Source organism: Vibrio sp. 2304, assembly GCF_033339475.1.
GTDB lineage: Bacteria > Pseudomonadota > Gammaproteobacteria > Enterobacterales > Vibrionaceae > Vibrio > Vibrio alginolyticus.
This window is the reverse complement of record NZ_JAWOUQ010000004.1, coordinates 117,688-130,042: the sequence shown is the minus strand read 5'-3', so window position 1 is coordinate 130,042 and position 12,355 is coordinate 117,688. Positions and strand designations below refer to the sequence as shown.

At 44.3% G+C, this 12,355-nt stretch carries 10 protein-coding genes and 1 tRNA gene; 6 read left to right on the top strand and 5 right to left on the bottom strand.

Annotated elements, in window-relative coordinates:
* Positions 1-68: 68 nt before the first annotated feature.
* Complete coding sequence (gene yejK / locus R7P64_RS10045) at positions 69-1,067, bottom strand: nucleoid-associated protein YejK (protein ID WP_005380723.1); 999 nt, start codon at positions 1,065-1,067, stop codon at positions 69-71.
* Positions 1,068-1,152: 85 nt separating this feature from the next.
* On the opposite strand from yejK, the gene R7P64_RS10040 reads away from it, so the two are divergent.
* From R7P64_RS10040 to R7P64_RS10030, 3 genes are all read left to right on the top strand, one after another.
* The gene (locus R7P64_RS10040) at positions 1,153-1,380 is read left to right on the top strand and encodes a YejL family protein (RefSeq protein WP_005380722.1); all 228 of its coding nucleotides are present in this window, start codon (positions 1,153-1,155) and stop codon (positions 1,378-1,380) included.
* A gap of 22 nt (positions 1,381-1,402) precedes the next feature.
* Positions 1,403-3,211, top strand: a complete 1,809-nt coding sequence (locus R7P64_RS10035; RefSeq protein ID WP_005380721.1) for a DUF3413 domain-containing protein — start codon at positions 1,403-1,405, stop codon at positions 3,209-3,211.
* 154 nt (positions 3,212-3,365) lie between these two features.
* Positions 3,366-3,456, top strand: a tRNA-Ser gene (locus R7P64_RS10030).
* A gap of 194 nt (positions 3,457-3,650) precedes the next feature.
* Here R7P64_RS10030 and R7P64_RS10025 read toward each other — a convergent pair.
* Positions 3,651-4,574: a histone deacetylase gene (locus tag R7P64_RS10025; RefSeq protein WP_053304185.1), complete on the bottom strand. Its 924-nt coding sequence runs from the start codon at positions 4,572-4,574 to the stop codon at positions 3,651-3,653.
* Between the two features lie 271 nt (positions 4,575-4,845).
* On the opposite strand from R7P64_RS10025, the gene R7P64_RS10020 reads away from it, so the two are divergent.
* Both R7P64_RS10020 and R7P64_RS10015 read left to right on the top strand, forming a co-directional pair.
* Positions 4,846-5,535 carry an SDR family oxidoreductase gene (locus R7P64_RS10020; protein WP_005384911.1) on the top strand — a complete coding sequence of 230 codons (690 nt, stop codon included), beginning with the start codon at positions 4,846-4,848 and terminating at the stop codon, positions 5,533-5,535.
* Positions 5,536-5,718: 183 nt separating this feature from the next.
* Complete coding sequence (locus R7P64_RS10015) at positions 5,719-5,925, top strand: hypothetical protein (protein ID WP_005380717.1); 207 nt, start codon at positions 5,719-5,721, stop codon at positions 5,923-5,925.
* Between the two features lie 44 nt (positions 5,926-5,969).
* Here R7P64_RS10015 and R7P64_RS10010 read toward each other — a convergent pair whose 3' ends face one another.
* On the bottom strand, positions 5,970-7,937 hold the full coding sequence (locus R7P64_RS10010) for a DNA topoisomerase III (protein ID WP_318123446.1): 1,968 nt from the start codon (positions 7,935-7,937) through the stop codon (positions 5,970-5,972).
* Positions 7,938-8,040: 103 nt separating this feature from the next.
* Positions 8,041-8,589, bottom strand: coding sequence for an NAD(P)H nitroreductase (locus tag R7P64_RS10005; RefSeq protein WP_005380711.1), 549 nt, complete (start codon positions 8,587-8,589; stop codon positions 8,041-8,043).
* A gap of 173 nt (positions 8,590-8,762) precedes the next feature.
* Here R7P64_RS10005 and R7P64_RS10000 point away from each other — a divergent pair, with 173 nt between their 5' ends.
* Complete coding sequence (locus R7P64_RS10000) at positions 8,763-10,079, top strand: MFS transporter (RefSeq protein WP_025767195.1); 1,317 nt, start codon at positions 8,763-8,765, stop codon at positions 10,077-10,079.
* Positions 10,080-10,138: 59 nt separating this feature from the next.
* Here the strand turns inward: R7P64_RS10000 and R7P64_RS09995 are convergent, their stop codons facing one another.
* Positions 10,139-12,151: an NADPH-dependent 2,4-dienoyl-CoA reductase gene (locus tag R7P64_RS09995; RefSeq protein ID WP_005380708.1), complete on the bottom strand. Its 2,013-nt coding sequence runs from the start codon at positions 12,149-12,151 to the stop codon at positions 10,139-10,141.
* Between the last annotated feature and the right edge of the window lie 204 nt (positions 12,152-12,355).

The following is a 12,355-nucleotide window of genomic DNA, read 5'->3' as shown; positions in this document are numbered from 1 at the left end:
TACTATGGATGTTTCTTATTCACATAAAAAAAGAGAGCCGTTTGCTCTCTTTATTTAACGATATGATTTTAATTGCGACTTAACTGATCTTTTAGATTTGGAGGCGTCCCTTTAATCGTTAAGGTATCCGTCTCTGGATCATAAAAAATACGCTCGCCAAGTAAGAGACTATCGAAGCTAATATTCAAACCACCACCAGCTCCAACAAATTTAGTCAGTTTGCGAACCGTCGCACGATCACCTGGGAAAGACTCTTCAAGTTCGTACCCTTGCTCTTTGGTGAAATCCATAAAGCTCGTGCCATCTTGGCTTTGAGGAAGCTCTCCGGAAAGTTCTGAGATTTGAACTTCATCACCGGATTTAATTTGCTCATTGCAGTAGTCGTAAACTTGTTTCTTGTACTCGTTCACTTCTTGCTTTTCTAGCTTCGAGTCAGCACAAAAATCATCCACCGCCTGCATCAACACCAAGTTTTGTTGTTTAGTATCTAAGCCAATATCCGCTTGCAGAAAATCTAGGAAGAAGTCCGCCACTTTACGGCCAACGCGTCCTTTAATGTATTGCAGATAACGATTGGATTCCTTGTCGGTCTCGTAGCTCGACAGGTCGATGCGTGCGGCAATATCCATTTTGGTGATATCTAAGTAATCTGTCGCACTGATGTCCAAACCTTCGGTCACTTTTAAACTCTGATTCATTGGTAAGATACCGATGAACAAGTAGTCCGTTGCTAAACTCTGATACTCAGCGAAAACCAAGATACCTTCATCCGCAAATGGGTACTTAATCAACTCTTCTTTCAAGCGATTTGCACTAATTTGTGAGAAGTCGTAAAAATCTCGCTCTCCTTTGCGCATTTCTTGAAGCCAAAATTGAAATTCGCTGTCTGACTGGAAAGCGCCAAAACCTTTACCAGCTTTAGAATGGAATACTCGGTGAAGCTCAGCGACTAAGTTTTCTGTAGATGCATCGTTCTCTAATGATGCTGGACGAAAGTTTACAACCAGCTCGTCCTGATCGTTTTTGCACAGTTGATGCAGAATAACGTTTGAAAGATGAAGACTCATAGTGATTTTATCTTGCTACAAGGTTTTAGTTGATGGGCATTGTAGGTTATCATAAGCCGCTTTTACTATCATTATTAGAGTCTTTATGCCGATTACATCTAAATATACTGACGAGCAAGTAGAAAAAATTCTTGCTGAAGTAGCAACAGTTCTTGAAAAACACGCTGCTTCTCCTGAGTTGACGCTAATGATTGCCGGAAATATCGCAACCAATGTCTTAAATCAACGTGTTGCTGCTTCACAACGCAAAGCGATTGCTGAAAAATTTGCTCAGGCGCTGATGTCTTCTTTAGAAACACCAAAAACACACTAATCACGGACAATAGAACACATACATGGTAGACAGCGGAAACTCATACGGCGAACGTGTATCTCGACTAGTTGGTTGGGGTCACTGGTTTGCATTCTTCAATATCGTTGCATCGATGTTGATAGGCACACGCTACATTGTTCAGTCTCCTTGGCCCGAGACGTTACTTGGTCAGTTTTATCTGGCGGTTTCTTGGGTTGGTCACTTTGGCTTTCTAGTTTTCGCACTTTACTTGCTTGTTCTATTCCCGTTGACGTTTATCCTGCCATCGCGGAAATTGTTCCGTTTGGTGGCAGTGATTTTCGCAACCGTTGGGCAAACCATATTATTAATTGATACCCAAGCGTATCAATCTATCAATTTGCACTTAACTCCCGTTGTCTGGGAGTTACTATTCAGCGAAGACAAAAGTGCGCTCAGCACTGACCTACAACATTTATTTGTTGTGATGCCGCTGATCTTCCTTATTCAACTCGCACTATCCGAATGGGTATGGCGAAAACAGCGCAAACTATCTCATAAGCACGTAGGACGCCCTCTCGCGGCCGTCTTTTTCCTCAGCTTTATGACCAGCCATTTGGTTTACATTTGGGCAGATGCGTATTTTTACAACCCAATTACTAGCCAGCGTTCAAACTTCCCGTTGTCTTACCCGATGACGGCGAAGAGTTTTATGGAAAAACATGGTCTACTTGACCGTGAGGAATACCTAAAACGTTTAGCAGAAAACGAAGGCAACGTAGAGCTAGTCAACTACCCTCTTGAAAAGCTTGAGTTTAACCGCCGAGTTAATAAGCTCAATGTGTTGATGATCAGCATAAACAATTTACGAGCGGATGCGCTTAACCAAGAAGAGATGCCTAACCTCTATGAGTTTGCTGAAAACAATCAGAACTTCCGTAATCATTACAGCTCAAGTAATGATACATACGGGGCCTTTGGTTTGTTCTATGGCTTACCGACTAGTTATGCATCAAGCATCAAGGCGCAAGGTGCGTCCCCAGTATTGCTCGATGTACTGAAAGATCAGGGCTACAACTTTGGTTTATTCAGTGGCAGTGGGTTTGAAGATGATCTCTACTCAGAAATTATTTTCCGCGACTTGAACTTAGCGGAAGACCTAGATGGCACGCAAGCTCATACCGATAAACAATCTATCGCAAACTGGAATACATGGTTAGCAGAGAAAGCAAGTCAGCCATGGTTTAGTTACATCGAAGTCACCACCGTTGATAATTTTGAATCGATTCCTTCAAATAATGACGAAGAAATGCCCGCAAGTGAGCGATTCAAAAAAGCTTATGAATATGCAGTGAAGTCGGCGGATAGAACTATCGCCGGTATTATTGATGAACTAGAAACGACGGGACAACTGACAAACACCATCGTAATCATCACTTCTAATCACGGTAGTGAATTTAACGAAACCAATACGAACAGCTGGGGAGCAAACAGCAACTACAGCCGTTATCAATTACAAGTTCCGATGGTGATCCATTGGCCTGGAATGCTAGCTGGCGAATTTAATCACAGCACAAGTCACTTGGACCTCTCAGTTACACTGTTGCAAGATATGCTCGGCGTATCTTCCAACCCATATGATTACAGTAGTGGTCGCAACCTATTCGATGAAAGTCGTCGTCGCTGGATCTTGGCGGGCGATACTCGCGAGCTTGCCTTAATTACTAGCTCACAAACCACAGTGATCGATAAGTTTGGCAACTACAAGCTGTATGACAAAAACTACAAACGACTTCGAGATGATGCACCGAAGTTGCCAGTTTTGATGCAAGGTTTAACTGAGTTACAGCGTTTTTATTCTAAAAACGATTAATACCTAGCAATCCATATACTATTCAAACTCCCCTTTTTGGGGAGTTTTTGTTTATTTAAACAACACAAACCACAAATTTGCGCAGTAAACATCCAATCAGTTCAACTAGGGGTTTACAACATTTTCAAAGCCTTATATTATGCGCCTCAACAACGGAGAGATGGCTGAGTGGTTGAAAGCACCGGTCTTGAAAACCGGCATACGTTAATATCGTATCTAGGGTTCAAATCCCTATCTCTCCGCCACTTTTAGAAAAAGCCCGCTAAGAAATTAGCGGGCTTTTTCGCATCTCCAGACTTAAAAAGATTTGTACAAATCACTTATCACTTCTTGAACGCAACTAAGCACTCCGCCACACTCCGAAAGAACCCACAAAAAATTAATGCCCTTTTCGTTCGTTCCAGTGTTGAATCAATTTGATATTTACATCTAGTTGTATCTACTCATCAATAAAGACTTCTTTAGCGGCATTGATAAGCTGCAAATGGATTGGGACGAGGTCAGCATGATTCGTTCGATATCCACCTCCAACGACAGCTGCGACAGGGATACCTCGAGATTTCACTGTTTGCATTAAAAATCTATCACGTTCTAAAATCCCTTGAGTCGACACATCAAAATATCCAAGCTCATCGTCTTGATGTATATCGACACCAGCATCGTAGATAACTAAATCAGGGCGATGAAGATTAAGTGCCATATCGACCACTTCTTTAAACGCCATTAAAAAATCCTCATCACCTGTCCCTCGCACCAAAGGCACATCGAGGTCAGACTGAGGCTTCCTCGCTGGGAAGTTTTTATCACAGTGGAAAGAAAGCGTGATGATATCTGGCTCATCGTCACATAAAGTTGCTGTTCCATCCCCATGGTGAACATCACTATCAATGATCAATACTTTATCGACATGCTCGACTTCGAGCGCTTGCCTGGCCGCGATCACTAAGTCATTAAATAAACAAAAACCACTGCCAAACTCTTTGTGTGCGTGGTGATACCCACCACTCAAATGAATGGCCACACCGTACTCAAGTGCCTTTTTTGCGGTCAGAGCCGTGCCCGCTGCTGAAGTTAGCGTTCTGGTAATGAGAGACTCACTCCAAGGAAAACCTATTCGGCGCATCTTCGCAGCTGGCATGTTTCCACTAACAAGTAACTCGACGTATTCCTCGTCATGAACACGTTTTACTTCCCCAACAGTTAATGCTTCGGGCTGGAAAAACTGCGCGTGCTCTTTCCAGTTATCTTTCTCTATATGCACCAATACCGATTCATAGAGGTACTGGTATTTCATAATTGGGTAACGATGCCCCTCTGGCAACTCAAGTTGAGAATAAATCGGGTGGTAGATAAATGGCAGCATGAGAAATTCTTAATAACAATGGTAACGAAATAGTATCAACTTCAAGGGTTGAATAAAACGCAATTTAATTGATAATGATTTTCAATATTAATTAAATTTAATATACATATGAATTCTACTTTCTTTGCTATTCTCGGCGCACTGTTTGGCTCTCTTTGTGCTCTGTCCCTATTTTCATCTCTTGTTGTTAGTGCGTGGTGGTTGGTTGATTTTATTGTGCTTAGCTAACACAATGACTTTCAACTGAAATCAAAAAAACATAGGTGTTTGTATGAGTCAAACCGTCTTTATTACCGGAGCAAATCGCGGCATTGGCCTTAGCTTAACTGAGCTGTACCTGAAGCAAGGCCACCAAGTACATGCTACTAGCCGTTCCTTAGAGAACAGTTCAGAACTACAAACTCTAGCCTCACAATTCAGCAATCTGGTTTTGCACGAACTGGATGTCACGCACTACGAACAAGTCGCTAAGCTTGCCGATAAACTCCCTGCCATCGACTTACTCATCAATAATGCAGGATATTACGGTCCCAAGGGATATGGCTTTGGAAATACTGACGTAGAAGCATGGCGTAAAGTCTTCGAAGTAAACACCATTGCTCCGTTAAAACTGGTTGAGTACTGTTACCCTCGCTTACAACAAGGCAAGATGAAAAAGATTGCTTGTATCTCATCAAAAGTCGGCAGTATGACCGAAAATACGTCCGGCGGCGGCTATATTTATCGCTCATCGAAAGCGGCGCTTAACTCGGTTGTGAAAAGCTTAAGTAATGATTTAACACCTGAAGGATTTACCGTTTTAGCGCTTCACCCTGGTTGGGTAAAAACGGCGATGGGCGGGCCAAATGCTTTGATAGATACGCAAACCTCCGCGCAAGGCCTAGCGAACGTGATAGAACTGAGCACACCGCAGCTTTCAGGTCGATTTATTAACTACGATGGTACTGAGTTACCTTGGTAGCAGCATTAAGACACAACCATCACTAAACCAAATACCATCAAAGCCATGCTTCATAATCGTGACTTGGTTGGCAAACATAATGTTCATCAGTGATCCACCAGCATAATTCGCGCAATCTAACTTGAATTTATCTACATCCAATCCAGACTTAGGAAAAAGTAGAACAAATAAGGAGAAAGCACGATGGCAGCAGATAGGGATTTGGTTAATTTTAGCGAAGAGCACGAACTAAATTACTGCTTGAGAAGTGCTGGTAAACGCCAAACTCAAGCGAATCGAGATACATTAGTTGACTTGGGCAACCAGGTGAAAGAGGTACTGGACAAACGCGTGTTAACTCAAGGTGAAGTAAGAGGCGCGATCCAAAACCACGGTGATCTGTTCGAGTAATCTATTTTCAAGCATGCGCGGAGTTTAATTACGCCGCGCTTGTCCTATGCCTGCTTACCTTTGGTTGCACGAGATTTAGTCGCGCCACCGTTCTTTGAATAACTGCGCTTTTTACGTTTAAACGCAGGACGTTCCACCTTGGGTAGATGACGTAATGAATCAGGGATAGGCCCTGCTTTTACTTGTGCCATCAAGCTATCAATGCGTTGTTCCAGTGCTTGCATGAACGGCTGATATGCTTGATTTCTCTCTGCCATACCTTGTAACTGGTGCTCCCAATGAGCCGTCATATCAGGGTATGTTGAATCTTCTGGCAAGGCATGAATGAGACCTCTTCCCGCAGGAGAACTGAGAATTGACTTACCTTGACGCGTAAGCAGTTGGCGTTTGAACAGCGTGTCCAAAATACCAGCGCGAGTCGCTTCCGTGCCTAGCCCATCAGTGTCACGAAGGATTTTTTTCAGTTCTTTATCCGCAACATAACGGGCGATCCCGGTCATCGCTTGCAACAGCGATGCCTCGGTAAAATGCTTTGGTGGCTCGGTTTTTCGGTCTTTTATTTCCCCTTCACGACAAGTTAACACGGTGCCTTTGGGTAGCGGTGGCACGGCATCAATACCTTCATCTTCCTTGTCAGTTTTGCCCATTAGCGCTTTCCAACCCGGCGAAACTAACTGACGACCTTTCGCGACAAACGTACCACCAGCGATATCGAAAACCAATTTCGCTTCTGCGTAAACCGCCGCCGGATAGAACTGCATGAGGTACTGGCGCGCAATCAATTGATACACTTTCATCTCATTGCCGGAAAGCGCATTCACATTAGCTTGCTTCGGTGTAGGGATAATCGCATGGTGCGCATCCACTTTTTTATCGTTCCAGGCTTTGGACTTTAATGTTAAGTCTGCTCCCTGAACGGCAACTTGCAACTCTTTTGCGTTATTCGCAATAGCAGTTGTCACCGTCCCTGCTTGTGAGTAGTGTTCCATTGGTAAATAGCGACAATCTGAACGCGGGTAAGTGATCAGCTTGTGCTTTTCATACAATGCCTGACAAGTATCTAGTACTTGTTGCGCACTCATACCATAGCGCTTCGCGGCATCGATCTGTAAGGCAGATAACGAATAAGGTAATGGTGCTGATTGCTTGGTTTGCTTTTGTTCCGACTCTGTTACTTTTGCGGGTTGATTTGCGATACGGTTTGCAACATTTTCCACCAACTTACGGTTTAATACTCGACCTTCTTCGTCCTGCCAAGGCTTGCATGCCTCACTTGGCTTCCAACGAGCACGAATATCAAAAGTACCATTGGCATCTTGATATGGGATCAGAGCATGTAGGGTAAAATAGTCCTTCGGGACAAAGTTTTCGATTTCTTCATCACGACGCACCACTAAGCCAAGAACTGGCGTTTGCACTCGCCCTACCGAGAGAACACCTTGATACCCTGCTTTTTGACCAAGCAAGGTATAAGCACGAGACATGTTCATACCATACAGCCAATCAGCCCGAGAGCGGGCCAATGCTGAAACTGAAAGTGGGATAAACTCGCGATTACTGCGCATAGAACTGAGAGCACGTTTAACCGCAGGTAAGTTCAAGTCGGAAATCAACAAACGCTGTGTAGATTCCTTCTTGGTTTTAGATAACTTGCAATAGTCCAGAACTTCATCAACTAACAGCTGACCCTCTCGATCTGGGTCTCCTGCATGAATGACTTCGTTAGCTTCTTTGAGCAATTTACGAATCACTGTTAATTGCTTACTTGCACTTTTCCTCGGTCTGAGCTGCCATTGCTGCGGAACAATTGGTAAATCTGCCATATTCCACTTTTTATAACGCTCATCGTAAGCGTCGGGTTCGACTTGTTCGAGTAAGTGGCCGATACACCAAGTAACGATATCCCCGTTCCCACAGCGGATGAATCCTTGATCTTTCTTTTGAGGGTTTGGCAGTGCAGCGGCAATCGCACGGCCTAAACTTGGTTTTTCAGCAATAAACAGACGAGACATAACGTTTTGGAAATAAATATAATTAGGGCCACATTATCGAATGTAGCCCTAATAAATCAAGAAAAACTGTATAAATAAACAGTCAGTTTATTTAAGTTTTTAGTTATAGGAATTCAACAAACTGAGAAAGGTCACGCTCAGGAACTTTCATCGGTGTACAACCAGGCGTGCCTAAGTACAAGAAACCAACAATCTCATCGTCACCCTCTAAACCAAATGCTTGATGAACTTCTGGATGGAACATCCACTTACCTGAGCGCCAAAACCCTTGAAAGCCTTGCGCTACGGCTGCCATTTGCATCGCTTGTACAGCGCATCCCGCAGATAAGTGTTGCTCTAGTGCTGGTACTTTCTCATGTTCTGTTACTTTAGCAATCACCGTGATCACCATTGGTGCGCGAAATGGGGCATTCTTTACCTTTTCGACCACCGCTTCATCACTATTTTCAGCTTCTGCCGCTTTTACCAATATATCTGACAGTTTTTTCAAACCATCGCCCTGTGCGATAACGAAACGCCAAGGGGTTAATCCCGCATGGTCAGGCGCACGAAGGCCAGCACGAATGATGTTCTCAAGTGCTTTACCTTCTGGTGCAGGCGCGGATAACTTCGCGATAGATCGGCGATTGAGCAAAAGATCGAGAGCGTCCATGAAAGAATCCTTATTGAAGATCGTTGTTATTTTGTTTACGCCACTTTAGCACAATCTGCTCCTGCGAATAACAACCGGTTCTCTGTGGGCTTGATAACGTGCTTCACTTAACATCAATCTGGGTTTAATGTTAATTTATTCGCGAAATGAATAAGTTAAACATAGGCAGGTTGATGAACAAGGACAAACAAAACAGCATTTACGAAAAGATCGTTAATGACGAAGATGCCCGTGCCTGTAAGGCGATTCCTGAATCAGCTTGTCATCAAGTTCCCGGCAACTTTCTTAAAATAATTCTCGCTCAGTTTTTAACGAAAGTCGGCGATGCGTTAATCAATCCTAAAGTCACGTTGCCGTGGATACTACAAAGTCTCGGGGCTCCGGTTTACTTAATTGGTTGGCTGGTTCCTATTCGTGAGTCAGGATCCCTTATCCCACAACTTAGCATCGCGCACTACATCCGACGCATTCCAGTAAGAAAATGGGTCTGGGTAATTGGCAGCATCTTGCAGGCTCTTTCCATATTTGCAATCGGATTGGTCGCATTAACTCTAACAGGAGCAGCTGCGGGTTATGGTGTGATTGCATGTCTTGTGATCTTCAGCCTCTCACGCGGTTTAAATTCCGTCGCATCAAAAGATGTATTGGGCAAAACCATCCCTAAAAACCAACGAGGTCAAGTCAACGGCTGGTCTTCAAGCGCTGCTGGCCTGGTTACGCTGCTTTTCGCTAGCCTTCTGGCACTAGCCTGGTTATGGGACGTAGAGCCGACAGAGCGCTTTTACGGTCTGAGTTTAGGCTTAGCGGGCGTCATATGGCTCATCGCGGCATTCGTCTATGCGCGAATTAATGAGTATGCCGGTGAGGTAGATGGTGGTCGAAATGGCGTCCTCGAAGCATTTAAACAACTCGCGTTACTTAAGACAGACGTGACCTTTCGTCGATTCGTTATCACGCGGACACTATTTTTATGTTCTGCGCTGAGTGCACCGTACTACGTTGTGCTGGCACAGCAATCTCTGGGTGGACAGCTCTGGGTGCTAGCTCTCTTTATGTTTGCGAGTGGCTTAGCCTCCTTTGTGTCAGGTCCTTTCTGGGGAAGAATGTCAGATCGCTCTAGCCGCAGTGTGATGGTCATAGGCGCAATGATGAGCGCGCTACTTGGTGTTGTGTTATTTGTTTACGATACATGGGTCACCGCTAGCCAAAGCTTCCTATTCGTGATTCCTCTGCTTTACTTTTGTGTTTGTATTGCCCACGACGGAATACGAGTCGGACGAAAAACCTATTTAGTTGATATCGCAGAAGGTGACAAACGGACGAGCTATGTAGCCGTGAGTAACACAGTGGTTGGGATAATGCTGCTTCTAATGAGCTCTCTTGGTGTTATGTCGAACTTCTTGAGCCTTTCAGCTGTGGTGTTAGTGTTCTCTTTTATTACTTTTGCTGGCGTGGTAATGGCCAAACAACTGCCAGATATCAGTGACTAGTTCTATACAAAAAAGCTGCGCTCAAAGCGCAGCTTTTATGGTAAATACACATTAAAAGGCTAGAGTTTTACCGCCAATTTAACACCTTGACGAATCGCACGCACAGCATCAAGTTCACCCGCATGGTCAGCTCCGCCAATGATATGAATCTTCTCTCCAAGTTCAGACCATTTATCTTCAAAAGGACGTACAGACTCTTGCCCAGCACAAATGATAACCTTGTCTGCATTAAGTACCTGCGCGCTTCCGTCTACATGAATGTGCAAACCTTGATCATCAATTTTATCGTAAGACACGCCGCCGACTAAATGTACGCCCCGTTTTTCAAGGGTACGTTTATGGATCCAACCTGTCGTTTTACCCGGACCTTTACCTACACGACCTTTACGACGCTGAAGTACCCAGACTTCTTTATCACTGACCGCATCAGGGTAAGGGTATAAACCACCCGGCTGAGACATCTCCTTGTCGATTCCCCATTCATGCAACCAGTCATCCAACGTTTGTCCAACTGGCTCTGTGAGCATGGTCGCGACATCTACGCCAATGCCACCAGCACCAACGATAGCCACTTTCTCACCGACTGGCGTTTTGTCTCGAATGAGAGTTTGATAGTCGACGACTTTCTCTGGGTTATCAATTCCATCAATATTGACTTTACGTGGCTCAACACCCGATGCCATCACTATCTCATCGTATTCTGTGAGTAAGTCATAGTTCGCTTCCGTCGATAAGTGCAGATTCACGCCTGTTTCATCAATACGGTTAGCGAAATATCGTATCGTCTCTCGAAACTCTTCCTTACCAGGGATCTGCATCGCAAGACGGAACTGACCACCGATGCGGTCGTTCTTTTCGAACAAATCAACCTTATGGCCACGTTCAGCAAGTGTGGTCGCACAAGCCAAGCCCGCAGGGCCAGCACCAACAACTGCAATGTTTTTCTTCTTAAAGGCTGGTTCAACAACAATTTCGGTTTCATAGCACGCTAAAGGGTTCACTAAGCAACTGGCGCGCTTACCTTTAAACACGTTATCTAGACATGCCTGATTACAACCAATACACGTATTAATAAGCTGCGCTTTTTCCTGTTCGGCTTTAGCAACAAAGTAAGGATCGGCCAAAAATGGGCGCGCCATCGAAACCATGTCGGCATGACCTGAAGATAAAATACGTTCTGCTTCATCTGGCGTATTTATACGGTTGCAAGTGATAATAGGAACTGAAACGTGAGGTTTAACTTTTTCCGTAACCCATGTAAACGCACCGCGTGGTACTTGAGTCGCAATTGTCGGAATTCGAGCCTCATGCCAACCGATACCCGTATTAATAATCGTGACGCCAGCCTCTTCAAGTGCTTTCGCCAATTCGATAACGTCTTCAAAAGTGCTGCCCTGCTCGACAAGATCCAGCATAGAAAGACGGAAGATGATGATGAACTTGTCACCCACCGCCTTGCGTACCGCTTTAACAATTTCTAGCGGAAAACGCATACGTTTTTTATAGCTGCCACCCCATTCGTCGTAACGCATATTAGTACGTTTACATAAGAATTGGTTTATCAAGTAACCTTCCGAGCCCATTAACTCGACGCCATCATAACCAGCAAGCTGTGCTAACTCCGCACTATTAGCAAACGCGTCGATGGTTTTCTTTATCTGGCGGTCGCTCATTTCACTCGGAGCAAACTTTGCAATCGGCGCTTTAATGCCAGATGCACTTTGCGAGAATGGATGCATTGCATAACGCCCAGCATGGAGAATTTGCAACGCAATTTTACCACCGTGCTTGTGCACCGCTTCTGTCACAACTTTATGGGCTTTAGCATGTTTTGGCTTGCTGAATTCAGCACTCAACGGGTGTAAACGACCGCGTAAGTTAGGAGAAAAACCTCCGGTTACAATCAGTCCGACACCGCCTTTCGCGCGTTCTTCATAAAAAGCAGCGAGCTTCTGTAATCCTTCTTTGTGCTCTTCTAAGCCCGTGTGCATTGATCCCATCAGAACTCGGTTTCGTAATTGTGTGAAACCGAGGTCCAGTGGCTTTAATAGGTTTGGGTACATGGCAGACATCACTTAACATCCATTGTTATTATCATGGTCTGACCAGATTAAGCCTGCTCAACCAAAAAATCAAACAAGCGTTTACATTTTTGTAACACCGATCAATCTCGTGTGAAAATATGCCAATTGTTGAGTGGTCGTGATAAGCTAAAAAAATGTTATCTTTTGAGATCTTAGAGATAAGAACCCATACTTTGTTAGACTCGGCGTAAC